Here is a 21559-nt window from a genome sequence, read left to right as displayed (position 1 = left end):
AACGACATGGTCAATTTCTTAATAATTGTGCATACTACAAGTATCTATTGATGAAATAGCTTTAAGGAGGAAAGTTTTGTGAAAGATAAGTTCTATAAAATCCTCTCTATGTGGATTCTACAAATTGTATTTTATTTTACTACTGTACATGTGACGAATTATGAGCATGCGCTCATTTTTACAATAATATACGTAATCGTAAATGTACTATTCTTATTTTTAGCTGACAAAACAGCATTTATTTTCTTCATACTAGGAACCATTATTTCCGTATTTTATTTGTTTTATGAAGCATGGCTTCATTTATGGAGTACATCAGATCAATGGCAATATATGATTACCCACTTCCTGATGGCAGCTAACTTCTTCATTGTATACATAACAACTCACCTATTGAAAAAAGTGATTCATGAAAATAAAACTTTGACTGAGCGTGTGAGAACGTTGGAACAATATATTGGAGAATCAAAATTACTAACAAGACAAGAATTCGAGAGACGCCAAGCTTTATTAACGACTGCAATGAATCGTCGTAATGAAACAGGCATTATTGTTTACTTTGATTTCACTTCCTTTAGTAAATATACGAAGGAAAGTGTTATGGACCGTGTAGCTTCCTTATTAGTTGAAACGGTAAGGAATGATTTTGACCTTGCTGCTGAATATGATAATAATACGCTAGTTATTTTATTACAAAACACAAATGAAGCTGGTGCTGATATTGTAATGAACCGCCTAAAGCCCAAAATGGAGCAATGGCTTGCAGCTGAAGCAATCCGAGATATAAAAATTTCACGCGAGCAAATTGGAAACAAAGGACAGACATTGTTATGATGACTCTCGTTATACTTCTTTTATTTCTTCTGTTTTGCGTACTCGTTTTTTGGATCAGTATCACATTTTCAATTAAATATGTTCTTATTTTTACGGCCTTTCTATTCTCTGGCTTACTCGTTTACTACTCTTTCTTAACAATTGCGGGCTTAATTCACCGAAATAGTAAACGAAAAGATCGTACGCTAGAACATTATCCGAGTGTCGATATTTTCATACCTGCCCATAATGAAGGCGTCGTTATTAAAGATACTTTAGAGGCAATGGCGAAGATTGAATATCCAGGAAAGCTAACCATTTATTTATTAAATGATAACTCTCAAGATGAAACACCTGAAATCGGCGATGATTTCGACAAAGCTTATGCCCACATTCGTCACATTCGTGTTCCACCCGGTGAACCGAAGGGTAAATCACGTGTACTAAACTACGGCCTTAGTATTTCAGATGGTGAATACTTCTGTGTTTACGATGCAGATAACCAGCCTGAGCCACACGCACTGCGAATGCTTGTAGAGCACGCTGAAACAACTGAAGATGCTGTTGGGGCTGTTGGACATGTTCGTACAGTAAATGAAAAAAGAAACTGGCTGACGCGAATGATTTCGCTAGAATTTCAAATCTTCCAGCTCCTTATGCAATCTGGACGCTGGTTACTATTCCAAACAGGCTCACTGACAGGAACAAATATGCTTCTTCGTCGCTCTGCACTAGAAGAGCTTGGTGGCTATGACCCTTATGCAATTGCAGAAGATGCCGAATTAACATTACGAATTACACAAAAAGGTTATCTCTTACCAATCGTCCCAGAATCAGTTACTTGGGAACAAGAACCAGAGCATTTAAAAATCCTTATTAAACAACGTACACGTTGGCTCCAAGGGAATTTATACATTTTAGAGAAAATGTTCTCGTCATTAAGCTTCTTTAAAGGAAAACTGCTCGTTCATTCCTTACAACAAGTTCTAGTGTATGTTGTATTTTGGCTATTCCTAATCATTTCGAACGTTTGGTTTGTAATTGGGCTACTCGGGATATTCCAAATTCAATATAGCATTCCGCTACTATTTATGTGGTATGTCGCATATATTACATATGTTTCTCAATTATTTAGTGCCCAGAGTGTCGAACGAACCTTTACACCGACTAATATTTTTATTAGCGTTATTATGTACTTTACGTACGCACAGCTCTTTACGTACTTATTTATTCGTAGCTTAATCTTATACTTACGTGCAAAGAGTAAGAAACAAGTCATCGGCTGGGATAAGACAGTTCGATTCAAAAAAGATAAATAATAAAAATAAGCACAGAGCGCCGTATGCTCTGTGCTTATTTATTGCCGTATAAATTATATATCAGACAATACCCCTTAGCTGAAAGTAATTTCACGTCCATCCCCCAACGAACGATCGACCTTCATTTATATACGAAAAAGTGATTGCTATTTTTGTAGAACCAATTGCTTCTCTTGCTGTTCTTTGCGCGTTTCAGTCTTAGGTTCCGTGCTTTCTTGGACACTACGATGTGCCACACGTTTCAAACAAATATGCTTCCACTTTCTTTCGTAACGTTTCATTATTCTAGATGTCCCCCTTGAATGCGCTTTAAAACTATTTGAAATCGCTTACAGGAAATAATATAGCACATATATATAAACGTGACAACACATTTCCGACATATTTTTGACAAAAATACGAATAGAATTCGTAAGGTATCGAATATTGTCGAAACCTATCGTTTTTTCTTCATATAAAAGGCATACTACTTATATGGTAAAGTATTTTATTTCCCCTACCCGCATTTCAAATTCCTTCTATATAAAGTGAAACTTTCATTAGCCATCACCAATCGTACTTTTACAGGCAAATAGAGAAATAAAAAAGAGCTGATATGAAATCAGCTCTTTTCCTTCTATTATTAATGACGCTTCATACGTCCTTCTTTTTGTAACTCTTTAAATAATGCTGCCATCATAAAGAAAATAACAAAGACGAACGGGAATGCTGCAATGATAGCTGCCGTTTGTAAGGCTTCTAATCCGCCAATATATAATAGCGTAGAAGCTATCGCGGCTAGAACGATACCCCAAATCATTTTAATACGATTTGGTGGGTTTAAACTACCATGTGTCGTTAACATCCCTAAAACGAATGTTGCAGAGTCTGCAGATGTAATAAAAAATGTTGCAATAAGTAAAATACCTAAAACTGATAAAGCTGATCCAAAACTGCCCATCTGATCGAACATAGCGAATAATCCTACTTCTGTTCCCATTTCTTTCACTTTGTCGAAGATATGTGCATCACCAAACAGCTCCATATGAATACCAGTACCGCCGAACACAGAGAACCAAAGTGCACCAATTACGGTCGGCACAAGTAACACACCGATAACAAACTCACGAATCGTACGACCTCGTGAAACACGAGCAATAAACGTACCTACGAACGGTGACCACGCAATCCACCATGCCCAATAGAAAATTGTCCATGACTGAATCCATTGATTCCCACCTTCGTCTAATGGACTTAAACGGAAACTCATACTTGGCAATTCCTGAATATAAGAACCGATTGTTGAAGTGAAGTAATTCATAATAAAGTTTGTTGGACCTGCAAATAATACAATGATCATAAGTGCAAATGCAAAAATAATATTCGTATTACTTAAATATTTAATTCCTTTATCAAGACCTGTTTGCGCAGATAACATAAATAATACTGTTACGATTGCAATAATAACTAACTGAGTCGTTAATGAGTTCGGGATAGATGTTAAATAACTAACACCACCTGCAATTTGTTTCGCACCAAGACCTAATGACGTTGCAACACCAAATACAGTTGCGAAAACAGCTAACACATCAAATGAATGAGCAATACGCCCGTGTTCCCCGCCCTTAAATAACGGACCTACTGTCGCACTAATCGTACTTGCTTTTCCTTTTCTAAAAGTAAAGTAAGCAATACATAACGCTACAAACGCATATAGTCCCCAAGGATGTAATCCCCAATGGAAAAACGAAAAACGCAGTGCAAGGCGCGCACTTTCCTCAGTTGCACTATCTCCAAACGGAGGTGCGTATAAATGGTTTAATGGTTCGGCAACGCCCCAGAAAACTAAGCCAATACCCATACCAGCACTAAATAACATAGCAAACCATGTCATATAACTATAATCAGGTTCATCATCATCTTTACCTAAACGAATAGAACCGTATTTCGAAACAATTAAAAAGATAGACACACCTAAAATAATAGACACGGAAATAATATAAAACCACCCGAACTTACTAACTAATGCAGTTTGAATTGCGGTTGTTACATTTCCTAAGCTACCTTTTCCAATAATAGATTCGGGAATAATCCCCCAAATTGTAAATGCAATACATAATGTTAATGAAACGATGAATGTTTTTGTCAGTTTCCTCATCAAATCCCCCTTCGTAGGTTTCGCTTTTGTAAATAACATAAATTCCGATATGTAAAATCGGATAGAAAACTATAATTTTGCGGTGATTTTCTTACTTTCACCTTCACCAATTCGAATTCTTATGGACAGCCTTACCTTTCGTATAACCTTTTCACTCTGCAAGAGCTACAAGTTAGAAATACTGCTGTCAAATTGTGTGAGAAAAACGCGGATAGGAATGTATTTTCCTAAAAAAGGATGTGTTACATATGTAAAAAAGGGCAAAGTTCTTCCTTGCAACCCTTTCGTTTTGTAACAATTATGCGGTTTTTTTGCTAGTATATAGCACGTGTTTATAGCTTCACAAACAAAATGTTTATGTTTATATAACTATATTACCCATAAAACGGTAAAATACTCAAGGAATGTAATCATTTAGTAAACATCATGTAACATTCTTGTAATATTTTTATTTACGTCGAAAAAAACATGTTGTATTAAATATTTTGAATATAACTAGAAACCTATGAGTCATATAGAATGAAAAACGCTTTCCTATATTTTTTGTTATATTACAGGATGTTAACGACTTATTACGAATGGTTTGTAATTGTGTGTTTTCCCCAAATCCGAAAAAATCTGTTGCTATAATGAGGACACGAAAACAAACGCAATGGAGGCTATCATGAAAAAATTAATTGGTATAGCAACAGCAGCAGTTTTTGGTCTTGGGATTTTCACATCATCTGCTAATGCAGAAACTGTTGTAACAACAGACGTACTAAACGTACGCGAAAACCCTACTACTGAATCAAAAGTTGTCGGTAAATTACTAAACGGTAATAAAATAGATGTTCAAAATACAGAGAACGGATGGTCAAAAATTACTTTAGACGGTAAAGACGCATTCGTAAGTGCAGAGTTCACAAAAAGCATCTACTACGTAACAGCTAACGTATTAAACGTACGTGCTGAAGCGAACACAAACTCAGAGGTTCTTGGAAAGTTGAAGAAAGACGATGTAATCGAAACAACGAACCAAGTACAAAATGAGTGGTTACAATTTGAATATAACGGAAAAACAGCTTATGTTCATGTTCCTTTCTTAACAGGTACAGCACCTGTAATTGAGAAACAAGAAACAACAGCTCCTGCTAAAGCTGAAGCACCAGCTAAGGCTCAAGCACCTGCAGCACAAGCAAAACCAGCTGCTAAGCCTGCTGTAAAAGCTGCTGAAACTAACACACCTTCTGGTGGTCGTGAGTTAACAGTTGTAGCTACAGCATATACAGCTCACCCGAGCGAAAACGGTGGCACATATGGCGGCCGTGTATTAACTGCAATGGGTCATGATTTAACTGCGAATCCAAATATGAAAATGATCGCTGTTGACCCGAAAGTAATCCCATTAGGATCTAAAGTATGGGTAGAAGGTTACGGAGAAGCTATCGCTGGAGATACTGGTGGTGCAATTAAAGGTAACCGTATTGATATCTTACTTGGATCAGATAGCGCTGCTCAAAAATGGGGACGCAAAACTGTTAAAGTGAAAATTTTAAAATAACCAATGACTGCTAAATTACAAGCCGGTTCTCTTTATTGAGGGCTGGCTTTTATTTATTTATAATACATATAAGGAGGCTACGCCCATGAATGTACAAGCAAAAGTAGACTGGATTGGTACGCCAAAACCGTACATATATAAAGATGAAGTAACATATAACGCTACTTCTATTGATTTCTCACTCGCTGGCGATGATAACCGCTATAAGTTAATTGTGCTCAAGTCTGAAAACAATACACATTACAAAATTGTGCAATATGGAATAAAACCAGGCTCTCAAAAGCCATTTCCTATCGACATTCCATTTGAACAAAACATGTTACCAATTATAGAGCAAATATTACATGATCCATATGTACAAGCGATACTAAAGGAAACACACTCATAATTGTAAAAAAATATATCAACGATTTTTCAATTATATCTATCATAAATCGCAATATATCAACGGTTCGACACGAAATATCGATTTAGCTACAAAAAAGAAGCTGTTCAAATATTGAACAGCTTCTCTCATATTAACGAGTTGGACCAGATACATCTTCTGATTTCAACGTATTATTTGCACCAAGAGAATGATACAACATCTTTCCATTTCCATTCACAGTTATAATATGTTCGTTATTAAAACTTTTGAACTTCACAGATCCATCACCGTAACGAATATGGTACTCTTCATATGTCGTTACTTTATATTTCGTAGCACTTTGACGCTCTACATTACGAACTTCCATCGTTAATAAGTCTTCTGTAATTCCTTTTTTGTGTAAATACTGTATATAATCACGGTCTTCCTTATACGATTTCCCGCTCTTATCATAATTATTTTCAATTAAACTAAAATCATTTAATGAAATTGCACGTACGTTATCATAAATATGATTTCTTACAAATTCGCCCACTGCTGAACTTGATGTTTCTTTCGGGAATTTTAAGTAATATGTGCTTTGGTCTCCAATTTTAACACTTTCAGATTTCATCACACCAAGATCAGTAGTTTTCTCTAAATGTACTTCTACTGTTTCATCTGTGGATACAGGGCCAAGCTTATAACTTCCATAATTTAATTTTCCACGTTTTTTCCCATTCACAAATACAGTTGCATCACTTTCATCAGAAGAAATGCTTACATACTTGCCTTCAAGCGATAAATCCACTTTCACCTTCTCGCTCTGTTCATCCGCTAAATCTACTTCTTTCTCTGTTTCTAATTCAGTAAGTTCTGTCTTCGCCGTTGCCTTTACAACATATGTACCTGGGAAGTATGGCCCCAACTCTTTCGAAGTTTTATCACTAGAAAGCTCTGCTTCTTTTTTGTCATTCACATATATTTCTGCATTTTTTGCAGTTGTACTAACGCTCATATAATAAGATTTCATGCTGAACTTATACTTTGGATATAAGAACCACTCTTTTCCCTCTTCTACTATTTCCCCGTCCTTAAATGAAGATTTATCTTTTGTTAACTTTTGATCTACTGTCTCTTTCTGTAAATAAGACAGTAATTGTTTGTTGTAAGAAGGATTCTCTTTTAAATAACGCATGTACGCTTTAAGATCCTCTGTCTTAATCTTTAAGCTTGAATCATTTGCTTTTACAAACTCATCAATTGCATTAATATCTTTCTTTTGGAATGCTTCAATCATTACATTTACTTGCTTTTCTTTTGAAAACTTATATGCTCCAAATTTATATGCCCCAAATAATAATGCAGCAATAATGGCAAAACCAATGATTAAAAATAAATTTTTCTTACTTTTCACTGGTTTTGTCTCGCTTTGTAATTCTGTATATGAAGCAGCATTGTTATCAACGATTACTTCTACTTTACTCCCACACTCAGGACAAAAGTTCAAATGGTCTGCAACATTCTTTTTACATGTTCCACAAAACTTCAACGTGCTCTCCTCCTATTTTTTAGCTAATTTCATTCCAGCAAATGCCGCTACATATGTCACAATAAAACTAAACAAAATTAAATATGTAAATGAATTTTGCATAGATAGTACTGTTCCGCTTGTTCCAAATAAACTTGTTACAGTTCCTGAAACATTAATTTGGAACTTAGAAATCATATTCATTACAATCATCATAATTGTGTAAGAACCACTGCATACCGCTAATGTAATATATATATTGGCAGTCGGTAATTTAGCTAACTTTCTTCCCGCTCTAAACATAAAGAACAATGGAATAATAAGCAGTAATAAACCGTAATGGAATACGTTATTCACTTTATCAAATTCTGCAAGGCTTCCCTCATTTGCTCCTTTTGAAATCAATATCTCTCTAAGCTCTACGCCATTTACAGAGACGCCTGATATAAATGAAAACGATAGTGTGCTCTCATATGCATTTGATTTCTTACCAATTCTAGTAAATTCCTTACTAAGTGCTGGACTTGATACTTCTAACGGCGCAAAATGAGCCATACTCCATAATTGAGGTGTTAACTCTAATGCTAATAATGTACTTTCAGATTTTAAAGTTGTTATTTCTTTTAATGGTTCAATACCGTCTTCCTTACTTACTAACGCCATAATACAAACCGCTACTGCTGTTACTAAAAGTCCTTTTATCATAGCCGAAACACCGTAATAAACAGACGCTCCATATGGCATTAACTCTTGAAATGCTGCTGCCATATTGTTTTTGCTTGTATGAGCAATAAATCCTAATAAGGTAAATAATGTCCCACATACAAAACCACTCAATAAACTCTTCATCGCTGAATAGCCAACCGTAATCTTACCTGCTTCTGAGAATGGGATTGCAAAAGATTGTGATGCTATAAAACTTATAATGAATAAAAAGACTCCATAAATAATACCAACTGTTGCTGCCATAAAGATTTGATCTTTAATCGTTTTCGCAACATGCTGTTTCCCTAACCAAATTCCTGTACCAGCGAAAATAATAAATGGAATGATTAATAATAATGTAAATGGAGTATGCCAAGATAAAGAAAATATCAATCCACTATCATCGTTAGCTGTAAAACCAAGTAAATGGTAACTTAACATCGTAGAAGTTGCACTCGAATAAAAACTTGGCAACATTTCTAATTCTTTCGCAAATTTGCTAAACATCTCACTTAACATAGAGGCAAATAATAAACTACCAATCCAACCAGCAATTAACATGAGAATACTTGCAACAGCCCCACCAATAAAACCTTTTTGTAAAACGGCTTTATCTGCTTTAAATTCAACTTTAGGAGCACCATCCATTGTAGGTAATTTTACAGTTTGTTCTTTTTTCTTCACAACAGATAAAGAATACCCACACTTTTGACAATATAAATTTTTTTGAGCATTTTCACTGCCACAACCTCTGCAGTATTTTGCAGTATCTTTTTCTAATGTTACTGCATCTATAGCTCCTGCAATCTCCATACTACCTTCATTTGGGCAATAATTTACTTCTTCACCATGTTGTTTTCCACATGTGCGACAATACATTTAATTCACTCCCCACTTTGCTTAATTCCACAAACTGGACAGTAAGTAGAGTTTTTATCGATATGCTCATTACATGAAATACAATTTACCGTTTCACCTTCATTTTCTACTGCTAACATCGGGTTAGGCTTTCCACACGAACCACAAAACTTATCATTTATTGATAAAGGTCCACCACATTCACATGTAGCTTTTTCACCTTGTTGTTTTTGCAATTCAACAATGCGCTTTCTTGCTTGATAAATAGCTACATCAAATTCTTGAACTGGAGCAATCATTTCTTTTAAGCTCGCTTCATTTACTCCACTTCCTCTTAATTGAACATACACTTGCTGTCCAACCTCTAATAGAACCTCTGCTTTTTTCTGCATTTGCACTTGCATTCCCTTTTTCAATTGAGCAATTTCTTGTGCAACTTGCAACTTCATTTTCCCTTGTTCTATTCCTTCTTGTAACTTATTCATTCCACTACCTAACTTCGTCTGTAAATCTGACAAATCATTTCTCCTCCTATACATATATATTCATATATGAAATTAACATTTTATATATTACCATGATTTTCAAGTTATGTAATCCAAATTTCATTTTTTCTGTTTTGAGCATTTTTTGTTTATAATGGTAAAGGAAAGAAATATGTGTACGGAGGAATATTATGCTGCAACACTCAATTACGAAAGATGAAATTATGATGATTGCGAATGAGTTCGTTCAAGGACTAGATCCACAGCAAACAGCTGATCAGGAACATGTCGCTACAGCTCGGCACCTATATCGTAGTGGTGTTGTCTACAACGTTGACTTTGATGGTTATACACTATCAGGAACTGTAGATGCGGAAGGCAACGTATATAGCGTTCATATTCCGATTCGTAATGTCGCTGAAAGTTATTGTGATTGCTTCGCACCAACACAATGTGAGCATATGCTCGCTGTATTACTATCTGCAGCGTCTAGTTTCGGGCAAGTAGGAGATGTATTAACTTTATTTAAAAATAATACGAAACCTTCCCTTCCTCCTATTCGAACTGCAAGACAAGTATTGCAATCATCAGCTTTTGAAGAAACGGATTATAAAAGTTGGGAATCATATTTTGAAAAAGAATATGAATCATTTAAAAAAGAACAAGCTCGCCTTACTTATAAACAAATGTATTTTCTTATGAGTATCTTTACAGATTTCTATACGAAGCTTGAGCGGAAAGCTCCGCGCGTTATCGCCATACATGAATTATTCAGGTTACATGCAGCACTTTACTGCTTTCAAAAATTATTAGAAGAAATCCAGGCATTCGAAGCAAACAAAACGTATTCTTATCACCAACCTGTTAATGTCGTTCGCCTATTTGTAGACAAAGTGGAATCCATCGTTCGGGACTTACAATCAGAAGCGATTCCTTCAGAGTCTGAAATAATTTTGCAAGAAACAGCTCGTCTTGTTCATGAAGTATTCTTCTCTACCGACGCTTATACACAAGAGCGATTTTTCATTTATCGCCACATATGGAGTGAACTTTTAAACAATAAAGAGAAAATACAAGAGGAAGAAAAACGAATCGATACGAAAATCAATCCACTATCTAAAGCATTAGCGTCTTCTCACCTTCTCTTTTTAAATGAAGAAGATCTACTAGCGATGGACTTACTAAAAAAACAGCCTGCTTCTGTTGTGAGTCTATACTTCTATTGGTTAGAAGAACTATTAAGTGCCATGCAGTGGGATCGTGCAAAAAACTGGCTTTCCTTTACGTATAAACAAGTAAAGAAAACGCTCCAAGATCACGAAAATACGATTTTTATAAAAGATATCGTTCGGCTATTTGTAATCATGTATGAAACATACGCAACACATACAAATGAACAAGCTGGTTTTGAAATGATTTTACAAGAACTATTACCGTATAGTTTCACAAACTATGAACAGTACGTACTCGCGAAAAAACAGTATCACACATGGGCAGAGCTTCATCTCTTATATGGGTTTGAAGCAATTGAACTGTTAAAAGAACCACTGAAAGATATTGAGAAAGAAGCACCAGAAGCAGCACTTCCTCTTTATCATCTTGCTGCTGTAGAAGCAATTGAAGAACGAAATCGTAAATCATATAGACGCGCAGTTCGTTACTTAAAGAAATTACGTACATTATATAAACGATTAAAACGCACCGATGAATGGGATGCTTTCATTATTCACATCGCCAATCTCCATTCACGTCTGCGTGCACTACAAGAGGAATTACGGAAAGGAAAATTAATCGATGATCAATCAAACTGAAGTAACAATTAGGCTCCAGCATGTTAGTCAAGGTTGGTTCCTTTGGGGAGAAGATGACAGCGGTACTCCATTATCCGTAACAAGTTGGAAACGAAATGCATTCACATGGCACTCCACTTCTTTCTACGGTACGTTTCTAAAAGAAGCAACCTTCGAAGGAAAACAAGGTGTGCTACTAACAAATGCACAAGCCTTTGAATACATTGCAAACAAACCGATGAATTCCTTTGCACATATTCAACTGAACGGCCCTATTACAGCACTTACAAAAGATGCAAATGAATTATGGGATGCCTTTACGAGCGGTAGCTTCGTACCAGATATGGAGCACTGGCCCAAGCAACCATCTTGGAAAGTTCAAAATACGCCAATTGAAGATGACACATTAGCATCTCTTTTCTCAGCAGCAGTTAATGAAAGCATATTACAAGACAATCGCTCAAATGACGGCTGGGAAGATGCTAAAAGACTATATGAACATTACGACTTTACGAAAAGACAATTGGAAACAGCACTACATGAAGAAGATTGGCTTCGAAAAATTGGTTATATTGAAGATGATCTTCCGTTTACAATCGGACTAAGACTGCAAGAACCACAAGAAGAATTTGAAATGTGGAAACTTGAAACAATCGTGACACCAAAGCGCGGGGCGCATCGCATATATGTATATGAAAACATCGATTCCTTACCGAAAAGATGGCACGATTACGAAGAACGGATTACAGAAACACAAGAAGGTTTTAGTAAGCTCATACCGTGGTTAAAAGAAGGAGATACGTTCCGAAATGAGCTCTTTGAAACAGAAGCTTGGAACTTCTTAACAGAAGCAAGCAATGAATTACTTGCAGCCGGCATTACAATTTTACTACCATCATGGTGGCAAAATTTAAAAGCAACAAAACCGAAATTACGTGTCCAGCTGAAGCAAAATACAGTACAAACACAATCGTTCTTCGGTATGAATACGCTCGTTAATTTTGACTGGCGAATTTCGACGAACGGCATTGATTTATCAGAAAGCGAATTTTTTGAACTCGTTGAACAAAACAAACGTCTATTTAATATAAACGGTCAATGGATGCGACTAGATCCAGCCTTTATCGAAGAAGTAAGGAAACTCATGAACCGTGCCGATAAATACGGACTAGAGATGAAAGATGTCCTGCAGCAACATTTATCAAATACGGCTGAAACAGAAATTGTAGAAGATGATAGTCCGTTTACTGATATTGAAATTGAACTAGATGGATATTATGAGGAACTATTCCAAAAGCTGCTTCATATTGGAGATATTCCAAAAGTAGATGTCCCTACTTCACTAAACGCAACACTTCGTCCATATCAACAACACGGCATTGAATGGTTATTATATTTACGAAAGCTTGGATTTGGAGCATTGCTAGCTGACGATATGGGACTCGGGAAAAGTATTCAAACAATCTCTTACTTACTATATATAAAAGAAAACAATCTCAAAACAGGCCCTGCATTAATCGTAGCGCCGACATCTGTTCTTGGAAATTGGCAAAAAGAATTTGAGCGTTTCGCACCGAATTTACGTGTTCAATTACATTACGGAAGTAATAGAGATAAGGGCAATTCTTTTGAAGATTTCCTTCAATCAGCAGATGTTGTATTAACATCTTATGCATTGGCTCAACTCGATGAGGAAGAACTAACTTCATTATGCTGGGATGCTGTTATTTTGGATGAAGCACAAAATATTAAGAACCCACATACGAAACAGTCGAAAGCAGTACGAAACTTACAAGCAAATCACAAAATCGCTTTAACTGGTACGCCGATGGAAAATCGCCTTGCTGAACTTTGGTCCATTTTCGACTTTATTAATCATGGATATCTCGGAAGCTTAGGGCAATTCCAACGTCGCTTCGTCACACCGATTGAAAAAGATCGTGATGAAGGAAAAATCCAGCAAGTTCAACGGTTTATCTCACCATTTTTACTGCGCCGAACGAAGAAAGATCAAACGGTCGCATTAAATTTACCAGATAAACAAGAACAAAAAGCTTACTGTCCTCTTACTGGTGAACAAGCTTCCTTATATGAACAACTTGTTCAAGATACACTGCAAAATGTCGAAGGATTAAGTGGAATTGAAAGACGCGGCTTTATATTACTTATGCTGAACAAGCTAAAACAAATTTGTAATCATCCAGCTCTTTATTTAAAAGAAGAAGAGCCACAAAATGTCGTTGAACGCTCTATGAAAACAAAAACGTTAATGGAGCTCATCGAAAATATAAAAGATCAAAATGAAAGTTGCCTCATCTTCACTCAATACATCGGCATGGGGAACATGCTAAAACGTGTGCTAGAAGAAAAATTCGGCCAGCGTGTCCTCTTCTTAAACGGTAGTGTGCCGAAAAAAGATCGCGACAAGATGATTGAGGAGTTCCAAAACGGAACGTATGACATTTTCATCTTATCCTTAAAAGCTGGCGGAACAGGATTAAACTTAACCGCTGCCAACCATGTCATTCACTACGACCGTTGGTGGAATCCAGCTGTGGAAAATCAAGCAACAGACCGCGCATATCGCATTGGTCAAAAACGATTTGTTCATGTTCACAAACTTATTACAACAGGAACATTAGAAGAAAAAATTGATGAAATGCTAGAAAGAAAACAATCTCTAAACAATGCGGTCATCACAAGCGATAGCTGGATGACTGAACTATCAACAGACGAACTAAAAGAATTACTTGGTGTATAAAGTGAAACTTTAATCAGTGGAGGTTTTACTCCCCGCAAAAAAAGCGCTAATCTCATTTGAGATTAGCGCTTTTTTCTATTCCAAAACCAATTACTTATTATAATTCCCGTTAATCCGCCGCACGTATCAAGCAATGAATCTTGCCACATTGGTGTGCGGTCTCCCGTATACCATTGGTGAATTTCATCAAATGTTGCATAACCCGCAACGAAAAGAAGGGCATATATAAAACATCTTTTCCTCGAATAACCTGATCGATGAAAAGCGTAATAAATCAATGAACCTAGCATAAAGAACACCATAAAATGAGCACCTTTACGAAGGAAAAACTCAATAAATCCGCCTACACCTTTATTCGCAATACTAACAGGGGTTCCTCCACCATAATCGATAGATACCCATGAAAAATGCTCTTTCACAAATTCAACATTTACATATTGTTCAATATCTGAACGCATATCCTGCTTTTTATATGGTTGTGCCGAAGAATAGAAAATCAGCCCCATCCATAGTAATACAGGAATCCAAAATAACCATTTACGATTCATTATCCAGAATTCTCCTCTCTTAATCTTTTAAGGGTACCAAAAAAAAGAAAAAATTTCACGCCAAAACATGACATTTGTACCCTATTTATAAAGTGAAAGGAGGTGATACACATGGCAATTGAAACAATCGTAATGGATTTAACTTTACGTCTTGTCTTAAACAACGGATTAGATAAGAACGGAAAAACAGTTTTCAAGAGCAAACAATTTAAACGTGTTAAAACAAATGCGAGCTTAGATCAAGTACACAATGTAGCTCATGCTCTAGCTTCCTTACAAGCATCACCACTTCACGCTGTACAACTTGTAAGCACATCAGATCTTTCTAAACTATAAAGTAAAACTCGGATCAGTGGGGATTTTATTCATCCCCGCTGATTATTAGACCGCAATTTAACCGGCAGACCCGAATCCCATAAATAGCTTGATAAATACAAAGGAGGGAATAACACATGCAAGTACTAGAGTTGATTTTCGCAAAAGAAGATGGAAAAACAGTCGTTTTTTCTATCGATACGCCCATCACACCAATCGATGCACAAGTCGTAAATCAAGTAATGGATACAATCCTCGCCTCATCTGTATTTTCATCCATTGATGAAAATACACGAAAAAAGGGAGCTCGCCTTTTAGAAAAAAATGTATCTGAAGTTCCAATTACTCTATAAAATGAAAAAGGCGAATCTGCATCATTTTGCAGATTCGTCTTTTTTCTTCGGCATTTCAATCGGAATAAAAATCTTTGAGAAACCGACGCATACGTACTTATAATGTTCTTCACCTATATCAAACTCAGTCGTATATGTTGAGAAGAATATATAATCATTTCGCTTCGTATAATGATCAATTAATAACCCAACTTGTGGCTCAACATACTTTTTCGCTAACTTTTTACCGGCCGATGCCAAGTCGCCAAGGAGACCCTCTTCATTCTCTTTTTGAACTTCATCTAGCTTCTTACTCACATCATTACGCTTCATAAACTGCTTCGCTGCCCATTCTGTATATTCGCCCTTACTCGGATTACTGTTTGCTAAATATACTAGGAGAACGACAACTAAAGCCATAATAATATACTTTTTCTTCATACTATATCACCGCCTACTCTTTTCTATTTTCATATATATGTACAAGCGATGCAAATTAGAAAGACTATCACCTATTGATTGTAAACGAATAGCCAAAATTTACAATATGAAATAGAATATTAACAGTGAATTTACTTAATTTATATATAATTATATTCGGAATGAAAATTATAAGGGAGGATATAGAATTATGGATAATGAAAACAACATTTTTATTTCTAGTTCTACAATGATGCTTGAACCATGTAAACACCCTTATTACCGTACAAAAATTATCGACAGTAGCGGAAACCATCTTTACTCCTGTCAAACTGCTCTCCAACTTATACAGAAATCTTGTCTAACAAATATTCATTCTACTTATCAAGGGAGACGTAATGCCGTAAAAACAAAATTTAAATTCAAACAAAACGTTCCAATTCCAATCAATCATAGAGAATATATTTGTGCTTTCCCAACAGAATCTCCTGCTTCTCCAAATTGCATTTGGCTTTTCTTCAAACATGTTCATACAATAGAGTTTTTCAAAAAAGCTAAACGAGCTAAAATTCATTTTTCAAATGGAGCTACCGTAACGATACAAATTAGTCCCCATAAGTTAAGCCAGCAATTATGGAAAGCTGGATATGTATTATCCCAAATGAACATGCAAGATTCATCACCTTAATAACAAATGGAATGGAAGGTAGTATTTCCTTACCTTCCATTCTATTTTCTATTTTTATCCTTTTACACTATCTCGCATTTTCTCGAGTGCTTGCCGATACATCCATCTTACTTGATAATATGTCATTTCCGCCTCTAAAGCGATTTCTCCCATCGTCTTCCCTACAAAAAAACGTTCAAAAATAATATACTTCTCCTTCTCATCTAACACGCTCATAAAATCCTTCACTCTTATTTCAACATCCTCAAAATGAAAGATATCCTCATACTCTCCTACACATACACATCTCTCCTGCACTGCGAACTCTTTCTTCAATCTCTCTAATATATAACCTCGCACCGTGACAACTGCATATGCAGGGAAATACCCCTTCTTTTCATTAAATCTTTCATACGCATGCCAAAGACCGATTAAACCACATTGATAATACTCTTCATAATCTTTACGAATACCTAATTTCTTTATTTGATTTACAATCATCCCTTCATACAAAACAACTGCCTCTTTAAAAGTCGCTGGCTTCACACAGTACCCGTTTCTAAAAGGTATACCTTTCTAGTATTCCGCGGTACCTTCACAATATAAAAATAAAGAAAAGATTTCACTGTGAGTAATTTCAAATACTACCGACGGAATTTGAAATTACACTAGATAGTATTTGAAATTTTGTTGGTGGTATTTGAAATAGGGGTAAAAATAAAAAAGGTGACTCTTGGAAGAGCCACCTTTTTCTAAAAGAATAAATTATGCACCAAATTTTGGAGCTAGACCACTTAAACTAGTAAATCCAACTGAAAGAATAAAGAAAATAACAATTAAAATCGTTGCTTGTTTTTTACTTAATCCAGCCGTAATATGTAATCCTAATCCCATTACAACTAATGTCCAAATATTGAAAACTTCGAATGATGAAGCAGCACCATGAGCAACTGTACCTGGCTCAAATAAAGTTGCTAAACTTGTATAAGAAGTTTCAATATCTCCACCAAGAATCATTCTAATAATAAAGTTCACAATTGCACCTAAAATTGAAATCGTATATGTGTAGACATAAATAGATAATAATTTCATGTATGAAGTATCATTACTCATAAACATCATAATCACTTTATAAATAGCTGCCGCAATGAAGAACCAAATCGCAGTACCAAATAGCCCTCCAACAATACCTGCTCCTATTCCGAAGTAACCAACAACTTTAGCCGTTTCAGCATCAGGCACCTCACTCATGACATCAGGATGATTCATTACTTGATACATGCTAATCCCTGCAATTACAGCTGTTAATATAATGAAAAGGAAAAATGCCCCCCATACCGGACTTTTCGTCTTCATTCTCTCAAACTGCTCACCTGGAGAAGTAATCATTCCTAATAATGATGGCTTCTTCGCACCTACATCTTGCGTATTAATATTAGCTTCCATTATAACGCCTCCTTCTATTTATATAACCCGTTCTAACGGGCGGTTCACTTCCTCATATAGAGGCTACGAACCGCCCACTAGAACGGTAATGTGTAGTTCTACTACACTATTAATTACTCATAACGTAATGCTTCAATTGGATCTAATTTCGCAGCTTTATTTGCTGGAATTAATCCGAAAATAATACCGAGTGTCATCGAGAACAGTACGCCTCCAACGACAACTTCCCATGAAACGAGTGGTGGCCATTTTGCGAATGTAGAAACGATATATGCTCCGCCATACCCAAGACCAATTCCGATTAAACCACCTAGAAGTGTTAACATAACGGCTTCAATTAAAAACTGTAATAAAATTTTACTACGCGTTGCTCCAAGCGCTTTACGTATCCCAATTTCGCGCGTACGCTCCGTTACAGATACAAGCATGATATTCATAACACCAATACCACCAACGACTAATGAAATACCAGCGATACCACCGATAATCATCGTCATGATGCTAGTTACTTTAGAAACATTTTCTTGGAGTTCTTTTAAATTCACCAGTTCATATTTACCTGGGATTTCACTTGGCTTACGACTATTTAATACATCAACAGCTCGTTTCCCTGCTGCTTCTAAATTGTCTACATTTTTAGCTTGAATGGCGATATTTTGAATATCATCTGTTCCGTATAAAACAGGCCATAATGTAAGAGGGATTAACGCTTCTTCCATTTCAAATCCCATAAACTCATTATCAGATGTATACACACCAATAATTTGCATTGGCTGTCCCTTCATCTCAATAATTTGTCCAACTGGGTTTACATCCTTAAATAACGTCTCCTCTGTTTTTGTACTAATCATCACAACGTTATTTGCATGAGAAATATCTGATTCGTTTAAAGTACGTCCCTTTACGACCTTTACTTTATTAACCGCAAAATATTCATTATCAAGACCAATAACATTCAGCCTTGCTTTTTTATCATTTACATCAAGTGTCTCTGTCGTCGAATTTGTTGTAATAACGTGTGAAACATCTTTCACTTGTTTTACTTCCAAAATATCCTCTTCCGTTAACTTCGGTATCTCAAATCCACCTATAGCAAATTCATCATTAATATCTGCTTTAAATTGAATTGGCATAAGGTTATTACCACCAGAACCCGCGAATTTCGACTTCAGCATCGCTTCCCCGCCTTGCCCAATTGCAACGACAGTAATAATCGAACCTACCCCAATAATAATACCGAGCATCGTAAGAGCTGAACGCAGTTTATGAGCTAAAATAGAAGACAGGGCAATTTTTATACTATCTAGTAAACTCATACCGCACACCTTCTATCTTCTGTAACTTTCCCGTCTCGCAGTACAATTCGGCGGGAAGAATACGCTGCTACTTCCTCTTCATGCGTAACCATAACAATTGTCGTACCTTCTGCATTAAGCTTCGTGAAAATATTCATAACTTGCTCACCAGACTTCGTATCAAGTGCACCAGTCGGTTCATCGGCCATAATGAACGTTGGATTATTCGCAATCGCTCTTGCAATCGCTACACGCTGCTTCTGTCCACCTGATAACTCATTTGGTAAATGATGCACGCGATCTGCCAATCCAACTTTACCTAACGCCTCCAAAGCACGCTTGCGACGCTCCGCTTTCTTCACGCCACCATATACGAGCGGAAGCTCAACATTTTCCACTGCGGAAAGACGAGGTAGTAAATTAAAATGCTGGAATACAAAGCCAATATATTCATTACGAATTAAAGCAAGCTTTGACTCGTCTGCTGTTAAGATATTCACGTCATTCAGCATATATTCGCCTTCTGTTGGACGATCTAAACAACCGATAATATTCATAAGCGTCGACTTACCAGAACCAGACGGTCCCATAATCGAAACGAACTCACCGCTCTGAATTGTTAAACTAATACCATGCAAAATCGGCACCGCCAATTTTCCTTGATAATACGTTTTAGCAATATTATTTAACGTAATCATTTCTCTTTCACTTCCATTCCGTCATACACATCGTCGGAAGGATTTTTAACCACCTTTTGCCCCACTGTTACGCCTTCTACAACCTCTGTCCAATCTCCATCAGTAGAACCTTTTTTCACATTTTGTTTACGAAGCTTCCCTTTATCCTCAACATAAACAAATGCATCATCGCCTTTTGCTACAATGCTCTTACTTGGGACAGCAATCATCTTCTTATTCTCTAAGTTTACTTGCAATGAAACATGATAACCTGGAGATAAACCATCTTGACTATCAAGACTTGCTTTATATGTATACTGAGACATATTTTGAGTTGCTTCACCCACGCCGCCAGCTTGCGCCATCTCTGCGCTCGTTGGGAATTCGCTTACCTCTGTAATCTTACCTGTCCACTTCTTCTTATTATTTGCTTTCGCAGTTACAGTGAATGTTTGATCTTTTTGAATTTGTGACTTTTGAAGCTCAGTTAACGTACCTTGAACTTGGAATGGATCTTTAGAAGCTACTTGTAAAAACGCTTTTCCTTGACCACCTAACGCTTGAGATGAACTTTGTGCCGCATCTTTATCTAACTTTTGAACAACACCAGCAAAATTGCTATAAATCGTAAGTTCTTTCTGCTTCTTACTTAACTCTTCTTTCTGCAACTTTCCTTTTTCTTTCTCAAGGTCAATTGTTTTTTGTCCTATCTCTAACTCGTTTACTTGCTCGTCCATCGGATCTGTTACTTCTTTCCCAGCTCCGCTATCTTTCGCCTTCTTAATTTCTTTCTTCAACGAATCAATCTTCTTTTTTCCTTGATCATAACGCATATCCGCCATCTTCTGATCAAGCTCAGCTTGCTTCATTTGAAGGTTAATCTCTTCATTATCATAAGAGAATAACTTCGTGCCTTTCTCTACCTCTTGCCCTTCTTTTACCTCAATATCTTTCACTTTCCCTTTGGCCGGATCTGCATAGAAGCTTTCAATATTACCAGGCTTCACCTGACCAGAAATTAACTTCGTATTATTCAGCTTACGCTCTGTCACTTTCTCAAAACTTACAGCATCAGCATTTGTTGATGCGCCCTTCTTCTTACCTTGCATAACAAAAATATTAATTGCCGCTACAATAACAATTAGTGCAATAACCCCAATAATAATCCATTTCTTCTTCTTGTTTGGAGTACGAACCGTATTTGGTAACATATTACCGCTCCTTTTTTATAACTTAATAGTTTAATATAAAAATTGTATAAAACTTTCTGAAAATATATTACATATTATTACATTATTTTTACAAAGTTTTACACATCCATTTATATTGTAACAAAAATTCCAATGATTAGAAATATGACATTATATCTTTTAAGATAGATTTAAGGAAAGGAAAAAGGATAATTTAAATTGAATTTTCAAGTACTTTTTATATGAATATAAGCCATCTTTTATTAATAAACTTCTTACCAAGATAAATTATTAAAATCATTTTCCTAATTGTACTACTATCATTTTTGTCATATATATTTGACATTTCATTTATTCAATTATAAAATGTCACATATAAAT

20 protein-coding genes are annotated in these 21559 nt (G+C 36.0%); 9 read left to right on the top strand and 11 right to left on the bottom strand.

Annotated elements, in window-relative coordinates:
- The first annotated feature begins 78 nt into the window (after positions 1-78).
- On the top strand, positions 79-834 hold the full coding sequence (locus ACTFRU_RS18960) for a diguanylate cyclase (RefSeq protein ID WP_016123788.1): 756 nt from the start codon (positions 79-81) through the stop codon (positions 832-834).
- Positions 831-2132 carry a glycosyltransferase family 2 protein gene (locus ACTFRU_RS18955; protein WP_000988751.1) on the top strand — a complete coding sequence of 434 codons (1302 nt, stop codon included), beginning with the start codon at positions 831-833 and terminating at the stop codon, positions 2130-2132. Before ACTFRU_RS18960 ends, ACTFRU_RS18955 begins: the two co-directional genes overlap by 4 nt.
- Before the next feature lie 622 nt (positions 2133-2754).
- Here the strand turns inward: ACTFRU_RS18955 and opuD are convergent.
- The gene (gene opuD, locus ACTFRU_RS18950; RefSeq protein WP_001229103.1) at positions 2755-4269 is read right to left on the bottom strand and encodes a glycine betaine transporter OpuD; all 1515 of its coding nucleotides are present in this window, start codon (positions 4267-4269) and stop codon (positions 2755-2757) included.
- 664 nt (positions 4270-4933) lie between these two features.
- Between opuD and ACTFRU_RS18945 the strand changes: the two genes are divergently transcribed.
- Positions 4934-5812, top strand: coding sequence for a cell wall-binding protein EntA (locus ACTFRU_RS18945; RefSeq protein ID WP_000733331.1), 879 nt, complete (start codon positions 4934-4936; stop codon positions 5810-5812).
- A gap of 85 nt (positions 5813-5897) precedes the next feature.
- Positions 5898-6200, top strand: coding sequence for a DUF3910 family protein (locus ACTFRU_RS18940; protein WP_001102539.1), 303 nt, complete (start codon positions 5898-5900; stop codon positions 6198-6200).
- Between the two features lie 130 nt (positions 6201-6330).
- Here ACTFRU_RS18940 and ACTFRU_RS18935 read toward each other — a convergent pair whose 3' ends face one another.
- The 3 genes from ACTFRU_RS18935 to ACTFRU_RS18925 are packed head-to-tail and all read right to left on the bottom strand — an operon-like array spanning position 6331 to position 9770.
- The gene (locus ACTFRU_RS18935; RefSeq protein WP_440037750.1) at positions 6331-7710 is read right to left on the bottom strand and encodes a zinc ribbon domain-containing protein; all 1380 of its coding nucleotides are present in this window, start codon (positions 7708-7710) and stop codon (positions 6331-6333) included.
- Positions 7711-7722: 12 nt separating this feature from the next.
- On the bottom strand, positions 7723-9273 hold the full coding sequence (locus ACTFRU_RS18930; RefSeq protein ID WP_000271649.1) for a zinc ribbon domain-containing protein: 1551 nt from the start codon (positions 9271-9273) through the stop codon (positions 7723-7725).
- A gap of 5 nt (positions 9274-9278) precedes the next feature.
- Complete coding sequence (locus ACTFRU_RS18925) at positions 9279-9770, bottom strand: zinc ribbon domain-containing protein (RefSeq protein ID WP_001281753.1); 492 nt, start codon at positions 9768-9770, stop codon at positions 9279-9281.
- 158 nt (positions 9771-9928) lie between these two features.
- Here ACTFRU_RS18925 and ACTFRU_RS18920 point away from each other — a divergent pair, with 158 nt between their 5' ends.
- Both ACTFRU_RS18920 and ACTFRU_RS18915 read left to right on the top strand, forming a co-directional pair.
- A complete protein-coding gene (locus ACTFRU_RS18920; RefSeq protein ID WP_016123792.1) occupies positions 9929-11548 on the top strand; it encodes an SWIM zinc finger family protein in 1620 nt (539 codons plus the stop codon).
- Positions 11532-14288, top strand: a complete 2757-nt coding sequence (locus ACTFRU_RS18915) for a DEAD/DEAH box helicase (protein ID WP_000610119.1) — start codon at positions 11532-11534, stop codon at positions 14286-14288. The genes ACTFRU_RS18920 and ACTFRU_RS18915 overlap by 17 nt, the downstream gene beginning before the upstream one ends.
- A 62-nt stretch (positions 14289-14350) precedes the next feature.
- Here the strand turns inward: ACTFRU_RS18915 and ACTFRU_RS18910 are convergent, their stop codons facing one another.
- Complete coding sequence (locus tag ACTFRU_RS18910; protein WP_001080709.1) at positions 14351-14836, bottom strand: VanZ family protein; 486 nt, start codon at positions 14834-14836, stop codon at positions 14351-14353.
- Between the two features lie 111 nt (positions 14837-14947).
- Here ACTFRU_RS18910 and ACTFRU_RS18905 point away from each other — a divergent pair, with 111 nt between their 5' ends.
- Positions 14948-15172: a DUF1659 domain-containing protein gene (locus tag ACTFRU_RS18905; protein ID WP_000963861.1), complete on the top strand. Its 225-nt coding sequence runs from the start codon at positions 14948-14950 to the stop codon at positions 15170-15172.
- 116 nt (positions 15173-15288) lie between these two features.
- Positions 15289-15504, top strand: coding sequence for a DUF2922 domain-containing protein (locus tag ACTFRU_RS18900; RefSeq protein ID WP_088859674.1), 216 nt, complete (start codon positions 15289-15291; stop codon positions 15502-15504).
- Positions 15505-15525: 21 nt separating this feature from the next.
- Here ACTFRU_RS18900 and ACTFRU_RS18895 read toward each other — a convergent pair whose 3' ends face one another.
- A complete protein-coding gene (locus ACTFRU_RS18895) occupies positions 15526-15924 on the bottom strand; it encodes a DUF4359 domain-containing protein (RefSeq protein ID WP_000731405.1) in 399 nt (132 codons plus the stop codon).
- Positions 15925-16114: 190 nt separating this feature from the next.
- Between ACTFRU_RS18895 and ACTFRU_RS18890 the strand changes: the two genes are divergently transcribed.
- On the top strand, positions 16115-16591 hold the full coding sequence (locus ACTFRU_RS18890) for a competence protein ComK (protein WP_000368312.1): 477 nt from the start codon (positions 16115-16117) through the stop codon (positions 16589-16591).
- 54 nt (positions 16592-16645) lie between these two features.
- Here ACTFRU_RS18890 and ACTFRU_RS18885 read toward each other — a convergent pair whose 3' ends face one another.
- From ACTFRU_RS18885 to ACTFRU_RS18865, 5 genes are all read right to left on the bottom strand, one after another.
- Complete coding sequence (locus ACTFRU_RS18885; RefSeq protein WP_071732268.1) at positions 16646-17116, bottom strand: sigma-70 family RNA polymerase sigma factor; 471 nt, start codon at positions 17114-17116, stop codon at positions 16646-16648.
- A gap of 219 nt (positions 17117-17335) precedes the next feature.
- Positions 17336-18016, bottom strand: coding sequence for a Yip1 family protein (locus ACTFRU_RS18880; RefSeq protein WP_000387922.1), 681 nt, complete (start codon positions 18014-18016; stop codon positions 17336-17338).
- 113 nt (positions 18017-18129) lie between these two features.
- On the bottom strand, positions 18130-19332 hold the full coding sequence (locus ACTFRU_RS18875; RefSeq protein WP_061113496.1) for an ABC transporter permease: 1203 nt from the start codon (positions 19330-19332) through the stop codon (positions 18130-18132).
- The gene (locus ACTFRU_RS18870) at positions 19329-20009 is read right to left on the bottom strand and encodes an ABC transporter ATP-binding protein (RefSeq protein WP_000631626.1); all 681 of its coding nucleotides are present in this window, start codon (positions 20007-20009) and stop codon (positions 19329-19331) included. The genes ACTFRU_RS18875 and ACTFRU_RS18870 overlap by 4 nt, the downstream gene beginning before the upstream one ends.
- Positions 20006-21199 carry an efflux RND transporter periplasmic adaptor subunit gene (locus tag ACTFRU_RS18865; RefSeq protein WP_044306710.1) on the bottom strand — a complete coding sequence of 398 codons (1194 nt, stop codon included), beginning with the start codon at positions 21197-21199 and terminating at the stop codon, positions 20006-20008. Before ACTFRU_RS18865 ends, ACTFRU_RS18870 begins: the two co-directional genes overlap by 4 nt.
- Positions 21200-21559: the final 360 nt, after the last annotated feature.

It is taken from the genome of Bacillus cereus group sp. MYBK220-1 (assembly GCF_051916445.1).
Taxonomy (GTDB): domain Bacteria; phylum Bacillota; class Bacilli; order Bacillales; family Bacillaceae_G; genus Bacillus_A; species Bacillus_A cereus.
This window is presented reverse-complemented; position numbering and strand designations above follow the sequence as displayed.

Bases quoted from the DNA above. Each gene is read 5' to 3' on its own strand.
- ACTFRU_RS18955 (WP_000988751.1), top strand. From the start codon at position 831: ATGATGACTCTCGTTATACTTCTTTTATTTCTTCTGTTTTGCGTACTC.
- opuD (WP_001229103.1), bottom strand. From the start codon at position 4,269: ATGAGGAAACTGACAAAAACATTCATCGTTTCATTAACATTATGTATT.
- ACTFRU_RS18945 (WP_000733331.1), top strand. From the start codon at position 4,934: ATGAAAAAATTAATTGGTATAGCAACAGCAGCAGTTTTTGGTCTTGGG.
- ACTFRU_RS18940 (WP_001102539.1), top strand. From the start codon at position 5,898: ATGAATGTACAAGCAAAAGTAGACTGGATTGGTACGCCAAAACCGTAC.
- ACTFRU_RS18930 (WP_000271649.1), bottom strand. From the start codon at position 9,273: ATGTATTGTCGCACATGTGGAAAACAACATGGTGAAGAAGTAAATTAT.
- ACTFRU_RS18920 (WP_016123792.1), top strand. From the start codon at position 9,929: ATGCTGCAACACTCAATTACGAAAGATGAAATTATGATGATTGCGAAT.
- ACTFRU_RS18915 (WP_000610119.1), top strand. From the start codon at position 11,532: ATGATCAATCAAACTGAAGTAACAATTAGGCTCCAGCATGTTAGTCAA.
- ACTFRU_RS18910 (WP_001080709.1), bottom strand. From the start codon at position 14,836: ATGAATCGTAAATGGTTATTTTGGATTCCTGTATTACTATGGATGGGG.
- ACTFRU_RS18905 (WP_000963861.1), top strand. From the start codon at position 14,948: ATGGCAATTGAAACAATCGTAATGGATTTAACTTTACGTCTTGTCTTA.
- ACTFRU_RS18900 (WP_088859674.1), top strand. From the start codon at position 15,289: ATGCAAGTACTAGAGTTGATTTTCGCAAAAGAAGATGGAAAAACAGTC.
- ACTFRU_RS18895 (WP_000731405.1), bottom strand. From the start codon at position 15,924: ATGAAGAAAAAGTATATTATTATGGCTTTAGTTGTCGTTCTCCTAGTA.
- ACTFRU_RS18890 (WP_000368312.1), top strand. From the start codon at position 16,115: ATGGATAATGAAAACAACATTTTTATTTCTAGTTCTACAATGATGCTT.
- ACTFRU_RS18880 (WP_000387922.1), bottom strand. From the start codon at position 18,016: ATGGAAGCTAATATTAATACGCAAGATGTAGGTGCGAAGAAGCCATCA.
- ACTFRU_RS18875 (WP_061113496.1), bottom strand. From the start codon at position 19,332: ATGAGTTTACTAGATAGTATAAAAATTGCCCTGTCTTCTATTTTAGCT.
- ACTFRU_RS18870 (WP_000631626.1), bottom strand. From the start codon at position 20,009: ATGATTACGTTAAATAATATTGCTAAAACGTATTATCAAGGAAAATTG.
- ACTFRU_RS18865 (WP_044306710.1), bottom strand. From the start codon at position 21,199: ATGTTACCAAATACGGTTCGTACTCCAAACAAGAAGAAGAAATGGATT.